Here is a 20432-nt window from a genome sequence, read left to right on the forward strand (position 1 = left end):
GGTGCCGGCCGGTGGCCGGGCGGCGGCAGCGCGCCCGGCGGCAGCAGGGCAGGCGACGACACGTCGGGCGCGGCGGGCTCCGGGCCGAGCGTGCCGGGTGCCGGGAACGCGCCGGGCGGCGGCGCGACGCCGGGTGGGGTGGCGGGGTCGGGTGAAACCGGTGGGCCGACGTGGTCCTCCGCGCTCACCGATGGGGTCCGTTCCGCGCGACGCGCACACCGCCGCGCTCCGCTCGGCGGCGGCGCGAGACGACACTGCTGTGCCTGCCGGTTCGCTCGCTGCGCTCGCACCGCACCGCTGCCTCGCTGCGCTCGGCGGCGGCGCGATGCGCCACGCTGCTGTGCCTGCCGGTTCGCTCGCTGCGCTCGCTCACGTGTCGAGCGTAGGCGATCCGGGCACCGGAGTGACGGCACGCAGGAAGCCGCGAGCGTCCAGGAAGTCACCGAGGCTGCCCCGGTGCTCGGCGCAGGCGAGCCAGGTCTTGCGGCGACCGGCGTCGTGCAGGCGGGGGTTGTTCCATTGCAGGGCCCACACGGCGGGAGCCCGGCAGCCCCGCGCCGAGCAGACCGGTGCCTCGTCGGCGGAGGAGGGGATGCTCATCCCGGCCAGTCTAGGGCGGCGGGACGGAGAGCTTGAGCGCCGGGCGACCACGGGGGGAGCCGCCCGGCGACGGGGTGAATCGTACACGCGGCGGGCCGGTCCGCGCACACCCGCGGCGCGCGATTCGGCTGCTGGGGACGGCGCGGCGAAAATCGGCTTCTCCCCACCTCGACACTCAGCAAGGCGTGCGAGTCTTGATACCGCACGAGCCGCGACGACCGACCAACGCTGTGGAGGACCGGTGGCCCAGCCGACCATGCCCGACGCCCCGACGCCGAACGGGGCGGCACCGCAGACACCTGCGCCGGTGACCACACCCGCGCAGGACGCCACCCTGCTGGAGCGGGCGCTGTTTGAGATCAAACGCGTGATCGTCGGGCAGGACCGGATGGTGGAGCGGATGTTCGTCGCGCTGCTCGCCCGCGGTCACTGCCTGCTCGAAGGGGTGCCCGGGGTCGCCAAGACCCTTGCGGTGGAGACCCTTGCCAAGGTCGTCGGCGGGTCCTTCGCCCGGGTGCAGTTCACCCCGGACCTGGTGCCGGCCGACATCATGGGCACCCGGATCTACCGGCAGTCGAGCGAGAAGTTCGACGTCGAGTTGGGCCCGGTCTTCGTCAACTTCCTGCTCGCCGACGAGATCAACCGGGCCCCGGCGAAGGTGCAGTCGGCGCTGCTCGAGGTGATGAGCGAGCGGCAGGTGTCCATCGGTGGGGAGAGCCACCGGGTGCCCGACCCGTTCCTGGTGATGGCCACCCAGAACCCGATCGAGCAGGAGGGCGTCTACCCGCTGCCGGAGGCGCAGCGGGACCGGTTCCTCATGAAGATCGTGGTGGGCTACCCGACCGACGCGGAGGAACGGGAGATCGTCTACCGGATGGGCGTGACCGCGCCCGAGCCGACCGCGGTCTTCGACACCCCCGAGCTGATCGCCCTGCAACGCAAGGCGGACCAGGTCTTCGTGCACAACGCCCTGGTCGACTACGCGGTCCGCCTGGTGCTGGCCACCCGCGCCCCCGCCGAGCACGGCATGCCCGACGTCGCCCAACTGATCCAGTACGGGGCCAGCCCGCGAGCCTCGCTGGGCCTGGTCCGGGCGACCCGCGCGTTGGCGTTGCTGCGTGGGCGGGACTACGCACTGCCGCAGGACGTGCAGGACATCGCGCCGGACATCCTGCGGCACCGGTTGGTGCTCAGCTACGACGCGCTCGCCGACGACGTGCCCGCCGACCACATCGTGCACCGGGTGATGTCAACGATCCCGCTTCCGGCGGTCGCTCCCCGGCAGCAGGCCACCCCGTCGTCGACCGCGCCGCCGCCGGGCGCTGGCTGGCCCGGGCAGCGGCCGTGACCTCATCCACCCCTCGTCCCGCCCCTCTCGGTGATCGCAGCGAGGCCGTGCTGTCCCGGCTTCAGCTGCTCGTCACCCGCAAGCTGGACGGTCTGCTGCAGGGCGACTACGCCGGCCTGCTGCCCGGACCGGGCAGCGAGGCGGGAGAGTCCCGGGAGTACCGCCCCGGCGACGACGTCCGCCGGATGGACTGGCCGGTCACGGCACGGACCACGACACCGCACGTGCGGCGTACGGTCGCCGACCGGGAACTGGAGACCTGGCTCGCGCTGGATCTCTCCGCCAGCCTGGACTTCGGCACCGGGCAGTGGCTCAAGCGGGAGGTGGTGGTCGCCGCCGCGGCCGCCATCACCCACCTGACCGTGCGCGGCGGCAACCGGATCGGCGCCGTGATCGGCACCGGCGGTGGTGCGTCCGCGCCGGCCCGCCGCTGGCGAGGCGGACCACCGCCGGCCGGGCCCGGTGTGCTCACCCGGCTGCCGGCCCGCTCCGGTCGTAAGGAGGCACAGGGCCTGCTGCGTGCCGTCGCCGGCACCGCCATCCAGCCCGGCCGTGGTGACCTGGGTGCCCTGATCGAGATGCTCAACCGTCCGCCCCGCCGGCGCGGGGTGGCCGTGGTGATCTCGGATTTCCTCGCGCCGGCCGAGCAGTGGAGCCGGCCGATGCGCAAGCTGCGGGTCCGCCACGACGTGCTGGCGATCGAGGTGATCGATCCGCGCGAGCTGGAGCTGCCCGACGTGGGCGTGTTGCCGGTGGTCGACCCGGAGAGCGGCGAGCTGCACGAGGTGCAGACCGCCGACCCGCGGCTGCGGCAGCGCTACGCCGATGCCGCCACCGCCCAACGGGCCACGATTGCCGCCGCCCTGCGTGGCGCCGGCGCGGCCCACCTGCGTCTGCGTACCGACCGAGACTGGCTGCTGGACATGGTGCGATTCGTGGCCGCGCAGCGGCACGCCCGCACCAGGGGGACGACACGATGATCCGTTTCATGCAACCGTGGTGGCTGCTGGCCGTGCTGCCGGTGCTCGCACTTGCCGCGTTCTACGTCTGGCGGCAGCTACACCGTCGGGCGTACGCGATGCGGTTCACCAATGTCGACCTGCTGCGCACGCTGGCGCCGAAGGGGCTCGGCTGGCGTCGGCACGTCCCGGCGACCGCGTTCCTGCTCTGCCTGCTGGTGCTGGCCACCGCGCTGGCCCGGCCCGCGGTGGACACCAAGGAGCCGCTGGAGCGGGCCACCGTGATGCTCGCCATCGACGTGTCGTTGTCGATGCAGGCCGATGACGTGGCACCGAACCGGCTGGAGGCGGCACAGGAGGCGGCCAAGCAGTTCGTCAGTGAGCTGCCGGAGAGCTACAACCTGGGCCTCGTGTCGTTCGCCAAGGCCGCCAACGTTCTGGTGCCGCCCGGCAAGGACCGGGACGCCGTGACCAGTGCCATCGACGGGCTGGTGCTGGCCGAGGCGACCGCGACCGGCGAGGCGGTGTTCACCTGTCTGGAGGCGATCCGGTCGGTGCCGGCCGACGGCGCGGCGGGCATCCCGCCGGCACGGATCGTGCTGCTCTCCGACGGGTTCCGCACCTCCGGGCGGGCGGTGGAGGAGGCGGCGGCGGCCGCGCAGGCGGCCAACGTGCCGGTCTCCACCATCGCCTTCGGCACCGACACCGGCCAGGTCGACATCGGCGGGCAGTTGCAGCGGGTGCCGGTGGACCGGATGGCCCTGGCCGAGCTTGCCGAGACCACCGAGGGTTACTTCTACGAGGCGGCCTCGGTGAGCGAGCTGAAGCAGGTCTATCAGGACATGGGCAGCTCGATCGGCTTCCGCACCGAGCCGCGTGAGGTGACCCAGTGGTACGCCGGGCTGGCGCTGCTGCTGGCGCTCTGCGCCGGTGCGCTCAGCCTGCTCTGGTCGTCGCGGATGCTCTGAGCGGGTCGCGGATGCGCTGAGCGGTGGGCCGGCGGTGGTCGATGACCGCCGCCGGCCAGCACGACTCAGTGACCGCCGCCGGCCAGTACGAAGACGACGGCCACCCAGACGGCGGCGAGGGTGAAGCCCAGCGGGGCGACGTAGCGGCTCATGGACGGCTCCGGGTGGCGGCTGGACGGTCCGCAGGCGGGGGCGGACCGCAGGGGTAGGGACGCGCACACGAAGTCGTGACCGGGCGGCTCCCGGCGACCGTCCGGGATCGGACGGCGCGGCACACGCGCCTCGGCGTGGGCCGAAGCGGTGGGGGAGCGGAGCGGGGTCAGCTCGCCAGACTGAGTCGTGGCTCAGCGGGGCTGACCATCGGCCCGGCCACGACTGGGAGGATCGCTATCTCGCACAGCGATCACCTCCTGAAAGTCGGGCGGGCCGGAACGTCGATGATCGTACACCTGAGGTGACGCCGGGACGTACTCGGCCGACCGGCCGGTGGGCCCTCCACCGCCCGGCTGGCGCCGCTTCCCCGGGCGGCCCGCCGGCTGGCCCGCCCGCACGACCGTGACCAGCACCGCGGCGAGCAGCGGCAGCCAGCAGCAGCGGGCCAGCACCCAGCCCGGGTCGTCCGGCGCGGTGTGCAGCCCCGGCAGGGTCAGCCCACCGCGAGCTGTGAGCACGGTCACCGACACCAGCACCGGCTGATGCCACAGGTAGATGCGGACCGCCGAACGGTTCGCCTCGGTCACCGCCCGGTGCGGCAGCGGCCGGGTCAGCAACCGTTCCAGCGCCGGCCGAGCGAGCAGCGCCAGCCCGACCTGGGCGACCGCCAGGGCCACCGCCAGCAGCGATGGCGGGTTCAGGTTGGACACCCCCGCCCCGGGCACCCCGACCGCGCTCGCCGGGTAGCCCAGCGCCAGCAGTGCCGCCAGCGCGGCCACCCCACCGCCCGCCAGGGTGCCAGCCGCCCGCCGACCGGCCAGCCGCCCATCGGCGTGCGCCACGCCGAGCAGGTACGGCACCGACCAGGCCGCCACCACGGTGACCGGGGGTAACTGGGTGCCAGCCGGCAGCAGGCGCACGACCAGGTCGCCCACCGCGACCACGGCCACCGCCGGGGCGACGCAGCGTCCCAACCCCCATCGACGTACGGCGCCGCGCAGCGGACCTGTCGACGCGACCAGGAGGAGCAGTGGCACCAGGAACCACAGCGGGCTGACCGCGAGCCGCAGCGCGACGGTGAGCGTGTCGTCCGGGGTGCCGACGACGGTGGCGGCGAGCAGCACGGCGGCGCCCACGCCCAGCAGCGCCACCGTGGGCAGCAGCAGCCGGCGCAGTCGACGAGCCAGCCACCCGCCCGCGCCGCCCCGATGGTGGGCCAGCGAGCGGGCCGAGCCGAACCCGGCGGCGAAGAAGAACAACCCGAGCGTCTGCAACACCCAGGTGAACGGGGCCAGACCGGGCAGCGCGGTCAGCGGACTGGCCTGGTGCAGCCCACCGTCGTCGGCGAGCACCAGCCCGGTAACCAGCCAGTGCCCCAGCACCACCCCGCCGATGGCGTACACCCGCATCGCGTCGATGGCACGGTCGCGGCTCACCGGGCGTCCCCGACCCGGTCGGCGTCGGCGTCGCCCAGGACGACCGCCGCGACCGCGACCAGCGTGGAGCTGCCCGGCGCGAGGTAGTCGTCGTGCCCGGCCACCCCACCCACCGGCAACGCCCGGGCGCCGAACGCCGGGTCGCCCGGGCGGCGGCCGAAGCCGAGGCCGGGCAGTCGCACCGACGGCACCCGACGGATCCAGTCGGTGGGCGCCTCGGCCGCCCAGAACCGCCGCCCGCGCAGATCGTCGGCGTGCTGCACCCCGGCGCCGACGCCGCCGAGGCTGACCACGTCGCCGACCTGGGCCGGGGCGTCCGCCGCTGCCAGCGACACCACCAGCGCCCCGTAGCTGTGCCCGACCAGCGTGATCGTCGCCGCCGGGCTCCGCGCGGCCAGTTCCCGCAGCAGCACGGCCAGTCCGGCGGCGCCGCGCCGGGCGCTGACACCACCGGCGGCGGTCAACACCCCGTCGGGCGGGTCGTAGCCGAGCCAGGCCAGCACCGCGACCCGCGCCGCCGGGTCGACCGCCCGCAACTCCCGATAGAGCTGCCCGGCCTGCACCGCCGGTGCCCGGTGAGCCAGCCCGCCCAACCCCCGGTCGAAGTCGGCCAACGTGCTGCCCACCCCCGGCACCAGCACCGCGATCCGGTCCGCGCCGGCCAGGTCACCGAGCACCTCGACCGCGCGGCCGTCGCCGCGCGGGTCGAACATCAGAAACCGGCGCCCGTCGGCCGCCCAGTCCGCGTACGGGGGGCCGGCCGCGCGCATCGCCGCCGTGGTCCCCGGGTACGCCTCGACCAACCCCGCCGCCGCGACCGGCTCGGGTCGGGTCGGCAGGACCAGGTTCACGCCGAGCAGCGCGGCCAGCGCCACACGGCTGGCACCTCGTCGTCGCATCAGTTCTCCCTCCGGAATGTCGTCCGGAGGGAGAGTGCGCGGGTGGGGGGCGCCCGGTCGTCACCCCGGGGAGCCGTTCGGGGGCTGGCTCCGCGGGGCTACTCGCCGGCGGCCACCAGACCCGTCTCGTAGGCCAGCACGACCGCCTGGGCCCGGTCGCGCAGCCCCAGCTTCGCCAGGATCCGACCGACGTGTGTCTTCACGGTCTGCTCGGCCACCACCAGGTCACCCGCGATCTCCGCGTTGTTGCGGCCCCGAGCGATCAGCCTCAGCACCTCGGTCTCCCGCGGAGTGAGCCCGGCCAGGTCGGTGGGGCGCGGCCGGTGGCGGTCCGGGCGGGCCGCGAACTCGGCGATCAGTCGGCGGGTGACCGCTGGGGCGAGCAGTGCGTCCCCGGCCGCCACCACCCGCACCGCCTGCACCAGGTCGGCCGCCGGGGCGTCCTTGAGCAGGAAGCCACTGGCCCCGGCGCGCAGCGCCTCGTACACGTAGTCGTCCAGGTCGAACGTGGTGAGGATGAGCACCCGGGGTCGCTGCGCCGACCGGTCACCGAGCAGCTTGCGGGTGGCGGCCAGCCCGTCCATGACCGGCATCCGTACGTCCATCAGCACCACGTCCGGGTCGAGCCGGCGGGCGGCGGCCACGGCCTGCGCGCCGTCGGCGGCGTCCCCCACCACCAGCAGGTCCGGTTGGGCGGCGAGCAGCGCACCGAAGCCCTGCCGGACCATCGCCTGGTCGTCGGCGATCAGCACCCGGATCATCCGTTTCCGCCCTCCGTGTCGTACGGCAGTTCGGCCGCCACCGCGTAACCCCCGTCGGGTAGCGGCCCAGCGGTGAACGTACCGCCCAACGAGGTGGCCCGCTCCCGCATGCCGGTGAGCCCATGCCCGGCGCCGACGTCGGTGGTCGGTCGGACGTCGGCCGGGGAGTTTTCGACGCGTACCCCCAGACCGGACGGACCGACGCGGACGGTGACCCGCACCGCGGCCCCGGCCGCGTGTCGGGCCGCGTTGGCCAGGCCCTCCTGCACGATGCGGTACGCGGCCAGCCCGACCGGCGCGGGCACCCGGTCGTCGTCCACCGGCCCGGCGTCCAGCGTCACCGGCAGCCCGGCCCGGCGTGCCGCGTCCACCATCGCGTCCAGGTTGGTCAGATCCGGCTGCGGCGCGGTCTGCGGACCGGTCGACTCGCTGCGCAGCACCCCCAGCAGCCGGCGCATGTCGGTCAGCGCGTCGCGGGCCGAGGCGGCGATGGCGACGAACTCCGCAGCCGCCGGCGCCGGCACCTCGGTCAGCCGGTACGGCGCGGTCTCCGCCTGCACCGCGATCAGCGACATGTGGTGGGCCACCACGTCGTGCAGCTCCCGGGCGATCCGGGTGCGTTCCTCCAGCACCGCGCGGCGCTCCTGCTCGCGTTCGCTCATCTCGGTCTGCGCGGCCAGCGCGTGCCGGGACAGCCGGTTGCGTCGGATCAGGTCGCCGACGATCGCCAGCGCGCCGAGCAGCAGCAGGACGGCGACCAGGTTCTCGGGGTGGACAAAGGTGAGCACCGGCACCGTGCTGATCGTCACCACCCAGGCCAGCACCGGCCGGTCGACCCGCGCGACGACCACCGCCAGCACCGCGATCGACCCGAGCGCCAGCGGTGGGGTCCACGGCCAGGCCTGGTCGGCTGGCGCGTTGAACGTGCAGATCAGCAGGGCCAGCACCGTCAGCCGCCAGGCCAGCAGCGGACGCCGGGGCAGCGCCAGCAGCGGCGCCACGGTCATCGCGGCGAACAGCACCGCGATCGGCATCGGCAGGCCCCACTCGGTCTCCACGGTCAGCGTGATCAGGAAGAGGCCGAGGACGGCGAGCAGACCGACCGGGGCGGCGTAACGGGCCGGCCCGGGCCAACGGGCCAGCAGCGGCCGTTCGGGCCGGGCGTCCGGGCCCCACAGGGTCTGCCGCAAGGCGTGCAGGGCCGCGGCGATCGGTTGCCGGTTCACCACCGGGAGGCTACGGGCCGACCGCCTCGCGAGGCGTGCCACCAGGGGTTGATCCCGGTGTCGTACCCCGGTGTGACGCGACTCCCGTTAGCGCTTACCTGCCGGTAACGCCTAGGCTCCGACGCGTCCGTGCTGACCATTCGCAAGGGGGAACAGTGGCCCGTACCGTGCTGGTGACCGGGGGCAACCGGGGAATCGGCCTGGCCATCGCGCAGGCATTCGCCAAGCAGGGCGACCGGGTGGCGGTCACCCACCGCAGCGGCGAGGCACCGGAAGGGCTGTTCGGCGTGCGGGCCGACGTCACCGACGCGGCCTCGATCGACGCCGCGTTCACCGCCGTCGAGGCCGAGCTGGGGCCGGTCGAGGTGCTGGTCGCCAACGCCGGTATGACCGCCGACACGCTGCTGCTGCGGATGACCGAGGTGCAGTTCACCGACGTGGTGGACACCAACCTCACCGGCGCGTTCCGGGTCGCGAAGCGGGCCTCCGGCAAGATGCTCCGTGCCAAGTGGGGCCGCATGATCTTCATCTCCTCGGTGGTCGGCCTCGCCGGCGGCGCCGGGCAGGTCAACTACGCCGCCAGCAAGGCCGGCCTCGTCGGCGTCGCCCGCTCGATCACCCGTGAGCTGGGCAGCCGCAACATCACCGCGAACGTGGTGGCGCCCGGCTTCATCGACACGGACATGACCGCCGGCCTCACCGACGACCGCAAGGCGGAGATCCTCAAGTCCATCCCGGCCGGCCGGATGGCCAGCCCGGACGAGGTCGCCGCCGTGGTCACCTGGCTGGCCTCCGACAGCGCCGGGTACGTCTCCGGCGCCGTCATCCCGGTCGACGGCGGCCTCGGCATGGGCCACTGATCAGCGCTCTTCGACAACGTACGGAGGAACCCCCGGATGTCCGGACTGCTCGCCGGTAAGCGACTGCTCGTCACCGGTGTCATCACCGACGCCTCGATCGCCTTCTCGGTGGCGAAACTCGCTCAGGAGAACGGCGCGCAGGTCGTGCTCACCGGCTACGGCCGGCTCTCCCTGGTCGAGCGGATCGCCAAGCGGCTGCCCGAGCCGGCCCCGGTCATCGAGCTGGACGTGACCGACCCGGAGCACCTCGCCGGGCTGGCCGACCGGGTGCGCGAGCACGTCGACGGCCTCGACGGTGTCGTGCACTCGATCGGCTTCGCCCCGCAGAGTTGCCTGGGTGGCGGCTTCCTCGACGCACCCTGGGAGGACGTGGCGACCGCCCTGCACGTCTCCACCTTCTCGTACAAGTCGCTGGCCATGGCGGCGCTGCCGCTGATGTCGCCCGGCGGCGCGGTGGTCGGCCTGACCTTCGACGCGACGAAGGCGTGGCCGGTCTACGACTGGATGGGCGTGGCCAAGGCCGGCCTGGAGTCGGCGTCCCGCTACCTGGCGCTGCACCTGGGCAAGCAGGGCATCCGCAGCAACCTGGTCGCCGCCGGGCCGCTGCGCACCATCGCCGCGAAGTCGATCCCCGGGTTCGACCAGTTCGAGGACGCCTGGGCCGAGCGTGCCCCGCTGGGCTGGAGCCTCACCGACCAGGAGCCCGCCGCCCGGGCCTGCCTGGCGCTGCTCTCCGACTGGTTCCCGGCCACCACCGGCGAGATCGTGCACGTCGACGGCGGCTACCACGCCATCGGTTCCTGACGCGCCCGTGGCGACGCCCCCGGCCGCCGGACGCGTGACCCACGCATCCGGACCAGGGGGCGTCGCCGGGTGGTCCCGGCGGACCGGCAAGAATGACCCCATGTCGTACGACGCGGTGGTGCTGGTGTCCTTCGGCGGGCCGGAGCGGCCCGAGGACGTGATGCCGTTCCTGCAGAACGTGACCCGGGGCCGGGGCGTGCCGCCCGAGCGGCTGGCCGAGGTCGCCGAGCACTACCAGCACTTCGGTGGGGTGTCCCCGATCAACCAGCAGTGCCGGGACCTGCTGGCCGCCGTCCGCGCCGACTTCGCCGCGCACGGTCTCGACCTGCCGGTCTACTGGGGCAACCGCAACTGGGATCCGATGCTCGCCGACACCGTGACCCAGATGCGCGACGACGGGGTCACCCGTGCGCTGGCCTTCGTCACCAGCGCCTACGGGGGCTACTCGTCCTGCCGGCAGTACCAGGAGGACATCGCCGCCGCACGGGCCGCGGTCGGCCCGGACGCCCCGGTGATCGAGAAGCTGCGCCAGTTCTGGGACCATCCCGGCTTCGTCGAGCCGCACATCGACGCGGTCCGGGCCGCCCTGGGCCAGCTCGACCCGGCGAAGCGGGACAGCACCCGGCTGGTGTTCACCGCCCACTCCATCCCCACCTCGATGGCGGCCAACGCCGGCCCGCACGGCGGCCGGTACGAGGCGCAGCTGCGCGAGACCGCCCGCCTGGTGGCCGAGGCCGCCGCACCCGACCTGGCGTACGACCTGGTCTGGCAGAGCCGCTCCGGCCCACCCCAGGTGCCGTGGCTGGAACCGGACATCAACGACCACCTGGCCACCCTCGCGCAGGGCGGCACCACCAGCGTGGTGGTCAGCCCGATCGGGTTCGTCTCCGACCACCTGGAGGTCGTGTGGGACCTGGACACCGAGGCGCTGGAGACGGCCAAGCAGCTCGGTCTGGACTTCGTCCGGGCGGCCACCCCGGGCACCGACCCGCGCTTCGTGACCATGGTGCGTGAGCTGGTCACCGAGCGGACCGACCCGGACGGTGCGCAACTGCGCCGCCGCCTGGGCGAACTGCCGATGTGGGACACCTGTCCGACCGTTTGTTGCGTGCCGACCCGCCGCCCCTGACCTCTGAGGATCATCATGCAGGACCGCAAGCCCGTGCAGAGTTGGCTGACCGACATGGACGGCGTGCTGGTGCACGAGGGCCAGCCGGTGCCCGGCGCACCGGAGTTCATCAACCGGATGCGTGCCTCTGGCAAGCCGTTCCTGGTGCTGACCAACAACTCGATCTACACCCCGCGTGACCTGACGGCCCGGCTGAGCCGGATGGGGCTGGACGTGCCGGAGGAGTCGATCTGGTCGTCCGCGCTGGCCACCGGCCAGTTCCTCGCCGACCAGCGGCCGGGTGGCACCGCGTACGTCATCGGGGAGGCCGGGCTGACCACGGCGCTGCACGCCGTCGGCTACGTGCTCACCGACTTCGCCCCGGACTACGTGGTGCTCGGCGAGACCCGCACCTACAGCTTCGAGGCGATCACCAAGGCGGTCCGTCTGATCAACGACGGAGCCCGGTTCATCTGCACCAACCCCGACGTGACCGGCCCGTCCGTGGAGGGCGCCCTGCCCGCCGCCGGCTCGGTCGCCGCCATGATCTCCAAGGCGACCGGGGTGGAGCCGTACTTCGTCGGCAAGCCGAACCCGATGATGATGCGCTCGGCGCTCAACACGATCAATGCGCACTCGGAGAGCACCGCGATGATCGGCGACCGGATGGACACCGACATCCTGTGCGGCCTGGAGGCCGGGCTGGAGACCATCCTGGTGCTCACCGGGATCAGCAGCCGCACCGAGGCGGAGCGGTACCCGTACCGTCCGTCCCGGATCATCAACTCGGTCGCGGACCTGCTCGACGAGATCTGACGCCGTCGGCCTTGGCTCCGTGCTGGCGGCGGAACGCCACGAACGCCCCGCCGAGGAACACGACCTCGACGGCGGCGAGAACCCAACCGACGGCGGTCTCGACCACGGGTGCCTCCGGTCAGGGGCGCAGCGGGGCGTTGCAGGCGGCGACCAGCGCCTGGCGGCAGGCCGTGGTGAGGGGGCGGAGAGCCGCGTCCCGCTGCTGGGCCTCGTAGTTGTTGATCGCGCCCCCCGGCGCCGCGTGCCCGGCCAGCGCGAGCACCCGGTCGAGCACCGCGGCGCGGGCGAAGAGCCGGCGGGCCCGCGGGTCGAAGCCCGGTGGTAGGTCGGTGGCGCCATCCGGGCGGCGCAGAGCGGCCAGCGCGCCGGCCAGCTCGGGCCGCCACTGGGCCACGTCGAGGCGGGTCAGCGCGGCGGTCGTCTCGGCCAGCGCGGCGGCCAACTCGGCCTCTGCCTCGGCGGCGCCGGGCAGCGAGAGTGAGGCGGCGGGCGCGTTGGCCGGCAGCGGGTACACGCGCCAGAGCACCGTCTCGAAACAGTCCCCGGAGCCGGAGGTGTGCATCCGCACCTGGGGGATCAACCCGAGCCCGCCGGCGACCACCGCCTCGCCCGTGACCAGTGCCGCACCGGCGAAGTCGCCAGGGCCGGGCAGCCCTCGGGGATCGCCCGGCGCCGGCAGCACCAGGCGGATGTCGTCCGGGGAGAGCTTGGCCAGGGTGGGCAGCGCGGCACTCAGCGGGACGTCGGTCCAGGTGCCGGGGGCGTCCGCAACGAGGTGCTCCTCGTCGCCGGCGATGGCGTCGGCGACCTCGTCGTACGGCACCAACCCGGCGCGCCACGCGCGCACCCAGGCAACAAACCGGCTCGACCGGCGCGGCGTGAGTGTGGCCGCGCCCGTTGCGGGGGTGGACATGCCGAAAGGGTACGTGGTCACGACCGGCCCTGTCTCGACTGCCGCTCCGGCCGCCCTGCCTGCCCCGAACTGCCCCCTTCGTGCCACTGCCAACAGCCGCCACACCCCCTCACGCCCTCTACGCCCCTGCTCCGTCGATCGTGGAGTGGTGGTGGGCGGTAGCTGCTGATTCGGGCGTTTCGCGGGGCGCCACAACTGCACGATCGACCGGGTCGGGGGGTCGGGGGGGTGGCGGGCGGGTGGGGTTGGCGGTGTGTCGGGGTTGTTGTGGGGGGTGCCGGGTTTAGCGTGATCGACATGGCGGGGCGATACGGCGAGGACGTGTTGGCGGGGGACTGGCGGCGGCGGAAGGTCACGCCCGAGGTGGACGCCGAACCGGATCTCGTGGTGGAGGATGCCGACTCGGGGTTCTGCGGAGCGGTGGTGGGCTTCGAGGCTGGCGCTGTGGTGCTGGAGGATCGGCACGGCCGACGGCGCAACTTCCCGCTACTGCCGGCGGCGTTCCTGCTCGACGGCCGCCCGGTGACGCTGCGCCGCCCGACCCGTGCATCGGTGCCTGCGGCCCGTCGACGGACCGCGTCCGGTTCGGTGGCGGTGGACAACGTCCGCGCCCAGGTGGCCAAGGCCAGCCGGATCTGGGTGGAGGGCATCCACGACGCCGCGCTGGTCGAGCGGATCTGGGGCGACGACCTGCGGATCGAGGGCGTGGTCGTGGAGCCGTTGGACGGCATCGACGACCTCGGCACCGAGGTACGCGACTTCGGGCCCGGCCCGACCCGACGACTCGGCGTGCTCGTCGACCACCTGGTGCCGGGCAGCAAGGAGAGCCGGATCGTGGCCCGGGTGAACTCGCCGTACGTGCTGGTGACCGGGCACCCGTACGTGGATGTCTGGCAGGCGGTCAAGCCGGCGGCGCTGGGCATCGCGGCGTGGCCGGTGGTGCCGCCGGGGCGGCCCTGGAAGGAAGGGGTCTGTGCGGCCCTCGGGGTGGCCGAGCCCGCCGACATGTGGCGGCACATCCTGTCCCGGGTCAACAGCTTCGCCGATGTGGAGACCCCCCTGATCAACGCCATGGAACGCCTCATCGACTTCGTCACCGAAGCCCCCTGACCGCCTGATCCCCCTGATCCGCCCGGCGGCGGGTCAGGGGGCCTCGTCGGGGCTGCGCGTGAAGACGAACGTGGCGATGTCGACCGCCACCGCCCGTCCGCTGTCGTCGCGCAGCACCGACAGGATCTCGCCATTCTCCGGGCCGGAGCGTCCCCGCCAGCGGTCCGTCCCCTCGGCGGCGAACCGGCTCACCCGCTCACCGCGTACGTGGGCCACCAGGTCGCCCGCGTCCCAGCTCAGGTCCAGCGGAGTGCCCATCCACCACCAGCGGCCGGTCAGCTCGGCCAGCTCGGCCGCAGGCGCGGCGCTGGCCGGCCGCCACGGCTGCGGGAACGCCGGCTCGGCGTCCAGCACGGTGGTCAGCAGCCGGCGGCCGAGGCGGGTGATCGGGAAGCCGTACGAGTTGGCGAAGCCGACCACGGCGGTACGGGTGGGCCTGTGCACCGCGAGGGCGGCCACGTAGCCGGGCATCGAGCCGCCGTGCCCGACGTACACGCGCTCGCCGTCCCGGTAGAGCTCCAGCCCCAGGCCGTGCCCGCCGGTCCAGGAGTCGAGATCACTGATCACCACGGGCGCGCACATCTCGGTGAGCGTCCCGGCGGCCAGCACCGACGGATCCGGGTCGGCCAGGAACGCGGCCCACCGGCCCAGGTCCTCGATCGTCGACCAGAGCTGTCCGGCGGGGGCCATCGCACCGGTGTCGGTGCGGGGTTCCTCGCGCAGCGTGTCGTGCCACGGGTGGACGACGTAGCCCCGGGCGTACGGCTCGGTGGCCGCGTACGTGGTGCGCTGCATCCCCAGCGGGCCGAACAGCCGCTCGTTGAGCAGGTCGGCCCAGGGCGTTCCGGTGAGTCGTTCGAGCACCCCGCCGAGCAGCCCGTACGCCAGGTTGGAGTAGTGGTACGTCGTGTGCGGCGGGTAGGCGATCTTGTCGGCGGTCAGCCCGGCGAGCAGAGCGGCCAGGTCGGCACCGGCGGCCCGCTCCCACCAGTCGCCCTCGGGTTCGCGCTGCATGCCGCTGGCGTGCCCGAGCAGTTGGCGCAGGGTCAGCGTGCCGACGCCGGTGCCCGGCAGGTGTTGTTCCAGCGGGTCGTCCAGGGCCAGCCGGCCGGCGTCGCGCATCTGCATGATCAGGGTGGCGGTCATCGTCTTACTGATCGAGCCCAACCGGTACTGCAGGTCGACGTCCGGGCGGGGGTGCTCGCCGGCAGAGGCCAGATGGACCAGCGCCCCGTCGCGAACCACACCCAGCACCAGTGACGGGGCGCGACCGTCGATCTGCGCCTGGGCGACCTGGGCGTCGATCTGTCGGGCGGTCTCGGGCAGCAGGGTCAATGGGATCTCCTCGCTCATCGCCTCGGGCGGGCCACCGGTATGGGCTGTTTCGGCGGGCCAGGTGGGTTTCGCCGAGCCTACTGATCATCACGGGTCGGTCGCGCGTGCATTTGCGTGTCACGATCGTGGTGTGGACGCCGTGGTGTGGATCGTGTTGGGTGTGGTGCTGGTAGTCGCCGAGATCTTCACGACGACGCTCTTTCTGATCATGTTCGGGGCGGGCGCGTTCGCCGCCGCGGGTGCGGCCGCCCTGGGCGCGCCGGTCGCGGTGCAGGCGCTGGTCTTCGCGGTGGTGTCGGCGTTGAGCCTGCTGGTGGTCCGGCCGGTCATCCGGCGGCATCAGCGGACGGCGTTGGACAGCGGCGAGCAGCCGTTCGGTGTGGAGGCGATCGAGGGTTCCACGGCGTTGGTGCTGGAGCGGGTGGACGCCGAGCACGGTCTCGTCAAGATTGATGGCGAGCTGTGGAGCGCCCGGGCGTACGACACGACGCAGACTCACGAGCCCGGTCAACGGGTGCGGGTGATAAAGGTTCGGGGCGCGACCGCCCTGGTCTGGCAGGACGACGTTTCTTCCGCCGGCGAGCTGCCGGAAGCGAGAGGGTGAACGGGATGACGGTCATAGGCGTGCTGGTGATCGCGGTGGCGTTGATCGCTGTCGTGACGCTGGCCAAGGCGGTGCGGATCGTTCCGCAGCAACGCCAGGACGTGGTGGAACGGCTCGGCAAGTACAAGCGCACCCTCAGCCCCGGCCTCAACCTGCTGGTGCCGTTCATCGACGCGGTGCGTACCAAGGTCGACATGCGGGAGCAGGTGGTCAGCTTCCCGCCGCAGCCGGTGATCACCTCGGACAACCTGGTGGTCTCGATCGACACGGTCCTCTACTTCAAGGTGGTCGACTCGGTCCGTGCCACCTACGAGATCTCCAGCTTCCTGCAGGCCATCGAGCAGCTGACCGTCACCACGCTGCGGAACGTGATCGGCTCGCTGGACCTGGAGCGGGCGCTGACCAGCCGGGACGAGATCAACCGGCACCTTTCCGGCGTGCTGGACGAGACCACCGGCCGCTGGGGCATCAAGGTGACCCGGGTCGAGATCAAGGCGATCGAGCCGCCGGCCAGCATCCGTGACTCGATGGAGAAGCAGATGCGCGCCGAGCGGGACCGCCGCGCGGCCATCCTCACCGCGGAGGGGCACAAGCAGTCGCAGATCCTCACCGCCGAGGGTGAGAAGCAGTCGGCGGTGCTGCGGGCCGACGGTGACCGGCAGGCCCGGATTCTGCAGGCCGAGGGTCAGGCGAAGGCGATCCGGACGGTCTTCGACGCGATCCACCAGGCGAACCCGAGCCAGAAGGTGCTCGCCTACCAGTACCTGCAGGCACTGCCGCAGATTGCCCAGGGCAGCGCCAACAAGGTCTGGATCATCCCGGCCGAGCTGACCAAGGCGTTGGAGGGGATGGGTGGCGCGCTGGGTGGTCTGAGCCAGATGGTGGGGGATCTTCCCGCGCCGGAGGCGGCGGACCACGCGAGCCAGGTCGAGCGCGAGGCCGCGGAGGCCGCGCAGGCCGCGGCGGCCGCCGCCCAGCAGATCCACGACGAGGTACGCGTCGCCGAGGCGCAGGCCACCGGTGCGAAGGGGCCGCAGGGCCTGCCCGCGCCGGAGCCGGTCTCCCCGGCCAGCCTGGTCAACGACCCGAGCGACCAGCGCGAACGCGGCTGATCCCGTACACCGGCCGTCCGGCCGGGTAAATACGAAAAAGACTCATGGGGCGCTCCGATGCCTGCCACGATCGGTCCTAGGACGGGTGGTGACCAGGCAATCGGGGCGCCCCGGCGCGTCCCGCACCGCTCGTGGACGAGCGAGGTGACGCATGAAGGATCCGGCGAATCGGATGTGGTCCTCGGCCCCGGTGCCCGGCGCGCACGACCCGGTCGCCCCGCTGGGCTCCCGGCGCAGCGGTGGCGGGTTCGGCGTACTGCCCTTCGTTGGTGAGCCGACCCCGGCCGGCCCGGCGACAAACGCCAGTTGGGCCTGGTCGATACGCCGGTTCGCACGGGCGGCGGTGTGGCTGCTGCCCGCGTACGCCATCCTCTACGGCGCGGTGGCGATGGCCAGCGACGGCGGGGTGGGCAACGACCCCTATCCGGCCGACGGCCGGGCGGCGTACCTGATCGGTTGGGTGGCCGCGGTCTGGCTCGGCCTGCTCGCGCTGCTGGCTCTCACCGGGCTGCTGGCCGCGACGCGCAGCCGACGGATGGCCGCCGCCGGGCTGCTGGTCAGCATCGCCGGCACCGTGCTGATGCTGCCCTTCGCCGGGCTCGCCGAGCAGACGCCGGTCTTCGGCACCACCGCGCGTTCGCTGGTCCTGCTGGGCGCGACCTTCTACAGCGTGGGCTGGTTCCTCACCGGGTGGGCGGTGGCCCGTTCGGGCACGTTCAGCCTCGGCGACGGCGTCATGCTGATCATCGCCGCGCCACTGCTCGGCCTGGGTGGTGCGCTGATCGGCTCGCTGCAGACCTTCGGCGCGATCTTCGTGCTGATCGCCGGCATCGGCATCGGCTACCGCTCCGGCCGCCTGATGCCCCGCGAAACCGCAAGAGACGCCGCCAGCGCCAGCCTCTCCACCCCAAACCCCTGACACCTCACCGGGTGATCAAGAGGTTTGCGTCAGAAACGGCCTCCCTGCTGACGCAAACCTCTTGATCACCGAGCGGGCCGGGGCTGGGTGGGGCCGGGGCCTGGGAGGAGGGCAGCGGGGCTGGGTGGGGGCTGGTGGGGGGCCGTGAAGTTGCTGACAATTGGCCTGCGGGGGTGGTCGGTTGGCGGCTTTCGTGGCAATCCTGGGAAGCATGGCCGCCTCCCGCTCGCCGCTGTCGCGGCTGTTCACCGTGCTGCTCGCCGGCTTGCTGGCCGGGCTCGCCCTGGCAGTCGCCGCACTGCCGGGCAACCTGCTGCTCGGGTTGACCGCCCGCTCCGCGCTCGGGTCGTACGCCGCGTTGCCCGCCTCGCTGCGCACCCCGGCCACCCCGCAGCGCTCGTACCTCTACGCCAACGACGGCAAGACGCTGATCACCACGTTCTACGACGTGAACCGCACCGACGTGCCGTTGTCGGAGATCGCCCCGGTGATGCGGCAGGCGATCGTGGCGGCCGAGGACCGACGCTTCTACGACCATGGCGGCGCCGACCTGCGCGGTCTGGCCCGGGCACTGGTGGCGAACGTCAAGGGCGGCGGCACCGAGCAGGGCGGCTCGACGCTGACCATGCAGTACGTCCGTAACGTCCTCAAGACCGACCCCACCCGCACCGCCGAGGAGCGCGCCGCCGCCACCGACCCCACCGTCGGGCGCAAGATCCAGGAGATCCGGTACGCAGGCGCGCTGGAGAAGAGCCTCGGTAAGGACGAGATCCTCGACCGGTACCTGAACATCGCCTACTTCGGCTCCGGCGCGTACGGGATCGCGGCGGCCAGTCAGCGTTACTTCGGCAAGCCTCCGGCGCAGCTGACCCTCGCCGAGTCGGCCCTGCTCGCCGGCCTGGTGCAGTCCCCGGACGCGTACAGCCCGATCGACGGGAACAAGGACGACGCGCTGGCCCGCCGGTCGTACGTGCTGGACTCGATGGTCGCCACCGGCGCGATCACCGCCGCGCAGGCGGCCCAGGCGAAGACGGAGCCGCTGGCCCTGCACCCCACCACCCAGCCCAACGGCTGCACCGCCGTCTCCCAGGGTCACGACGACTGGGGCTACTTCTGCGACTACCTGCGCCGGTGGTGGGTGACCCAGCCGGCGTTCGGGGCCACGGTCGCCGAGCGCGAGCAGGCTCTGCGCTCGGGTGGTTACACCGTGATCACCTCGCTGGACCCGAAGGTCCAGGCCACCGCGCAGCAGCAGGCCACCAAGGTCTACGGGTACGACAACAAGCGCGCCCTGCCGATCGCGGCGGTCCAGCCGGGCACCGGGCAGGTGCTGGCGATGGCGGTCAACCGGCACTACAGCCTGGCCGGCAACCCGGCGGGGCAGGCCAACTACCCCAACACCGTCAACCCACTGATCTCCGGCGGCGCCAGCGTCGACGGGTACCAGGCGGGTTCGACGTTCAAGCTGTTCACCATGCTCGCCGCGCTCGAGGCGGGCCGCACCCTCTCCACCGGCTTCGACGCGCCCGCCAAACTGCCCACCCGCTACCCCGCCGAGGGCCCTGGCAGCTGTGACGGCCGCTGGTGCCCGGCGAACGCCAACCCGGACTGGATGGACGGGTACCGGATGATGTGGGACGGCTTCGGCCGCTCGGTGAACACCTACTTCGTCTGGTTGGCCGAGCAGGTCGGCCAGGACAAGGTGGTGGAGATGGCGCAGCGGCTCGGCATCACCTTCCGCGCCGACTCGGACGCCGCCTTCGCCAAGGACAACGCCGCGAACTGGGGTTCGTTCACCCTCGGCGTGGCCGCAACCACCCCGCTGGACCTGGCCAACGCGTACGCCACCGTGGCGGCCGAGGGCACCTACTGCACACCGGTGCCGGTGGTCTCGGTGACCGCCGCTAACGGTACGAAGGTGCCGGTCGGGCAGCCGTCCTGCAAGCGCGTCCTCGACGCCGACGTCGCCCGCGCCGCGACCGATGCCGCTCGCTGCCCGGTGGGCCAGCAGTCCGCGTACGGGCAGTGCAACGGCGGCACCGCCACCGGTGTGAACGACATCCTCGACGGCCGGCCGGTGGCCGGTAAGACGGGTAGCTCGGAGCAGAACTCCACCGAGACGTTCGTCGGCTTCACCCCGCAGGTCGCGGTGGCCGGCATCGCCGCCAACCCGGACGACCCGGCCGACGAGGTGGGCTCCGCGGTGCAGGCCAAGGTGATCGACGCGGTCGCCCGGGTCATCGCCACCGCCGTCAAGGGTCAGCCGGAGAAGGCGTTCGTCGCACCCAGCCACGAGCTGGCCGGCGACCCGCACCGCCCGGTGGAGCGCCCCGCCGTCCCGGACCGCGAACAGCCCACCGAGGATCCGCGTTCCCTCCTGCAACGCTGGCTCGACCGCCGCGGCTGACGCGCGCGGCACCCCTCGTACCCCCGCGATCTTGCACTTTGGGTTGTCGATGTGTGCTTCCTTGCCGCTTTCGTCGGGGCAGAAAGTGCAAGAT

General features: G+C 72.9%; 20 protein-coding genes. 12 read left to right on the forward strand and 8 right to left on the reverse strand.

The features are described 5' to 3' along the window. Positions 1-369 precede the first annotated feature (369 nt). Entirely contained in the window at positions 370-600 is a 231-nt protein-coding gene (locus tag ACQEUX_RS02075; protein WP_433040230.1) for a hypothetical protein, read from the reverse strand. Between the two features lie 241 nt (positions 601-841). Between ACQEUX_RS02075 and ACQEUX_RS02080 the strand changes: the two genes are divergently transcribed. Genes ACQEUX_RS02080 through ACQEUX_RS02090 form a run of 3 tightly spaced genes read left to right on the forward strand, consistent with a single transcriptional unit; the run spans position 842 to position 3875 of the window. Further along, positions 842-1948: an AAA family ATPase gene (locus tag ACQEUX_RS02080; RefSeq protein WP_433040233.1), complete on the forward strand. Its 1107-nt coding sequence runs from the start codon at positions 842-844 to the stop codon at positions 1946-1948. Next, entirely contained in the window at positions 1927-2928 is a 1002-nt protein-coding gene (locus ACQEUX_RS02085; protein ID WP_433049518.1) for a DUF58 domain-containing protein, read from the forward strand. The genes ACQEUX_RS02080 and ACQEUX_RS02085 overlap by 22 nt, the downstream gene beginning before the upstream one ends. Continuing rightward, positions 2925-3875, forward strand: a complete 951-nt coding sequence (locus ACQEUX_RS02090) for a VWA domain-containing protein (protein WP_433040236.1) — start codon at positions 2925-2927, stop codon at positions 3873-3875. Before ACQEUX_RS02085 ends, ACQEUX_RS02090 begins: the two co-directional genes overlap by 4 nt. 65 nt (positions 3876-3940) lie before the next feature. On the opposite strand, the gene ACQEUX_RS02095 is transcribed toward ACQEUX_RS02090, so the two are convergent. The 5 genes from ACQEUX_RS02095 to ACQEUX_RS02115 all read right to left on the reverse strand — a co-directional run bounded on the left by ACQEUX_RS02095 (position 3941) and on the right by ACQEUX_RS02115 (position 8350). Beyond that, positions 3941-4150: a hypothetical protein gene (locus ACQEUX_RS02095; protein WP_433040239.1), complete on the reverse strand. Its 210-nt coding sequence runs from the start codon at positions 4148-4150 to the stop codon at positions 3941-3943. 69 nt (positions 4151-4219) lie between these two features. After that, entirely contained in the window at positions 4220-5464 is a 1245-nt protein-coding gene (locus ACQEUX_RS02100) for an acyltransferase family protein (protein ID WP_433040242.1), read from the reverse strand. After that, the gene (locus tag ACQEUX_RS02105) at positions 5461-6363 is read right to left on the reverse strand and encodes an alpha/beta hydrolase (protein WP_433040245.1); all 903 of its coding nucleotides are present in this window, start codon (positions 6361-6363) and stop codon (positions 5461-5463) included. Before ACQEUX_RS02105 ends, ACQEUX_RS02100 begins: the two co-directional genes overlap by 4 nt. 98 nt (positions 6364-6461) lie before the next feature. Continuing rightward, entirely contained in the window at positions 6462-7124 is a 663-nt protein-coding gene (locus ACQEUX_RS02110; RefSeq protein WP_433040248.1) for a response regulator, read from the reverse strand. Further along, positions 7121-8350 (reverse strand): sensor histidine kinase, encoded by a 1230-nt coding sequence (locus ACQEUX_RS02115; protein ID WP_433040251.1) that lies wholly within the window; start codon positions 8348-8350, stop codon positions 7121-7123. The genes ACQEUX_RS02110 and ACQEUX_RS02115 overlap by 4 nt, the downstream gene beginning before the upstream one ends. 155 nt (positions 8351-8505) lie before the next feature. Between ACQEUX_RS02115 and fabG the strand changes: the two genes are divergently transcribed. The 4 genes from fabG (at position 8506) to ACQEUX_RS02135 (ending at position 11938) form a co-directional block, all read left to right on the forward strand. Next, a complete protein-coding gene (fabG, locus tag ACQEUX_RS02120; RefSeq protein ID WP_433040254.1) occupies positions 8506-9210 on the forward strand; it encodes a 3-oxoacyl-ACP reductase FabG in 705 nt (234 codons plus the stop codon). 36 nt (positions 9211-9246) lie between these two features. Next, positions 9247-10014 (forward strand): enoyl-ACP reductase FabI, encoded by a 768-nt coding sequence (gene fabI / locus ACQEUX_RS02125; protein WP_433040257.1) that lies wholly within the window; start codon positions 9247-9249, stop codon positions 10012-10014. Between the two features lie 100 nt (positions 10015-10114). Next, on the forward strand, positions 10115-11143 hold the full coding sequence (locus tag ACQEUX_RS02130; protein WP_433040260.1) for a ferrochelatase: 1029 nt from the start codon (positions 10115-10117) through the stop codon (positions 11141-11143). A gap of 15 nt (positions 11144-11158) precedes the next feature. Continuing rightward, the gene (locus ACQEUX_RS02135; protein ID WP_210786389.1) at positions 11159-11938 is read left to right on the forward strand and encodes an HAD-IIA family hydrolase; all 780 of its coding nucleotides are present in this window, start codon (positions 11159-11161) and stop codon (positions 11936-11938) included. Between the two features lie 118 nt (positions 11939-12056). On the opposite strand, the gene ACQEUX_RS02140 is transcribed toward ACQEUX_RS02135, so the two are convergent. Beyond that, on the reverse strand, positions 12057-12851 hold the full coding sequence (locus ACQEUX_RS02140; RefSeq protein WP_433040264.1) for a hypothetical protein: 795 nt from the start codon (positions 12849-12851) through the stop codon (positions 12057-12059). A gap of 297 nt (positions 12852-13148) precedes the next feature. Here ACQEUX_RS02140 and ACQEUX_RS02145 point away from each other — a divergent pair, with 297 nt between their 5' ends. Continuing rightward, entirely contained in the window at positions 13149-13961 is an 813-nt protein-coding gene (locus ACQEUX_RS02145) for a DUF3097 domain-containing protein (RefSeq protein ID WP_433040267.1), read from the forward strand. Positions 13962-13994: 33 nt separating this feature from the next. On the opposite strand, the gene ACQEUX_RS02150 is transcribed toward ACQEUX_RS02145, so the two are convergent. Then, positions 13995-15296, reverse strand: a complete 1302-nt coding sequence (locus ACQEUX_RS02150) for a serine hydrolase domain-containing protein (RefSeq protein ID WP_433049521.1) — start codon at positions 15294-15296, stop codon at positions 13995-13997. A 130-nt stretch (positions 15297-15426) separates the two neighbouring features. Here ACQEUX_RS02150 and ACQEUX_RS02155 point away from each other — a divergent pair, with 130 nt between their 5' ends. From ACQEUX_RS02155 to ACQEUX_RS02170, 4 genes are all read left to right on the forward strand, one after another. Then, the gene (locus ACQEUX_RS02155; RefSeq protein ID WP_433040270.1) at positions 15427-15900 is read left to right on the forward strand and encodes an NfeD family protein; all 474 of its coding nucleotides are present in this window, start codon (positions 15427-15429) and stop codon (positions 15898-15900) included. A gap of 5 nt (positions 15901-15905) precedes the next feature. Further along, a complete protein-coding gene (locus ACQEUX_RS02160; RefSeq protein ID WP_433040273.1) occupies positions 15906-17012 on the forward strand; it encodes an SPFH domain-containing protein in 1107 nt (368 codons plus the stop codon). A 151-nt stretch (positions 17013-17163) separates the two neighbouring features. Then, positions 17164-17931 carry a hypothetical protein gene (locus ACQEUX_RS02165; RefSeq protein ID WP_433040276.1) on the forward strand — a complete coding sequence of 256 codons (768 nt, stop codon included), beginning with the start codon at positions 17164-17166 and terminating at the stop codon, positions 17929-17931. Between the two features lie 211 nt (positions 17932-18142). Next, positions 18143-20338: a transglycosylase domain-containing protein gene (locus ACQEUX_RS02170; protein WP_433040279.1), complete on the forward strand. Its 2196-nt coding sequence runs from the start codon at positions 18143-18145 to the stop codon at positions 20336-20338. The last annotated feature ends 94 nt before the right edge of the window (positions 20339-20432 follow it).

It is taken from the genome of Micromonospora sp. CA-259024, from assembly GCF_050936255.1.
GTDB lineage: Bacteria > Actinomycetota > Actinomycetes > Mycobacteriales > Micromonosporaceae > Micromonospora.

Bases quoted from the DNA above. Each gene is read 5' to 3' on its own strand.
- ACQEUX_RS02135 (WP_210786389.1), top strand. From the start codon at position 11,159: ATGCAGGACCGCAAGCCCGTGCAGAGTTGGCTGACCGACATGGACGGC.
- ACQEUX_RS02105 (WP_433040245.1), bottom strand. From the start codon at position 6,363: ATGCGACGACGAGGTGCCAGCCGTGTGGCGCTGGCCGCGCTGCTCGGC.
- ACQEUX_RS02170 (WP_433040279.1), top strand. From the start codon at position 18,143: ATGGCCGCCTCCCGCTCGCCGCTGTCGCGGCTGTTCACCGTGCTGCTC.
- ACQEUX_RS02110 (WP_433040248.1), bottom strand. From the start codon at position 7,124: ATGATCCGGGTGCTGATCGCCGACGACCAGGCGATGGTCCGGCAGGGC.
- ACQEUX_RS02130 (WP_433040260.1), top strand. From the start codon at position 10,115: ATGTCGTACGACGCGGTGGTGCTGGTGTCCTTCGGCGGGCCGGAGCGG.
- ACQEUX_RS02075 (WP_433040230.1), bottom strand. From the start codon at position 600: ATGAGCATCCCCTCCTCCGCCGACGAGGCACCGGTCTGCTCGGCGCGG.
- ACQEUX_RS02145 (WP_433040267.1), top strand. From the start codon at position 13,149: ATGGCGGGGCGATACGGCGAGGACGTGTTGGCGGGGGACTGGCGGCGG.
- ACQEUX_RS02160 (WP_433040273.1), top strand. From the start codon at position 15,906: ATGACGGTCATAGGCGTGCTGGTGATCGCGGTGGCGTTGATCGCTGTC.
- ACQEUX_RS02165 (WP_433040276.1), top strand. From the start codon at position 17,164: ATGAAGGATCCGGCGAATCGGATGTGGTCCTCGGCCCCGGTGCCCGGC.
- fabI (WP_433040257.1), top strand. From the start codon at position 9,247: ATGTCCGGACTGCTCGCCGGTAAGCGACTGCTCGTCACCGGTGTCATC.
- ACQEUX_RS02140 (WP_433040264.1), bottom strand. From the start codon at position 12,851: ATGTCCACCCCCGCAACGGGCGCGGCCACACTCACGCCGCGCCGGTCG.
- ACQEUX_RS02090 (WP_433040236.1), top strand. From the start codon at position 2,925: ATGATCCGTTTCATGCAACCGTGGTGGCTGCTGGCCGTGCTGCCGGTG.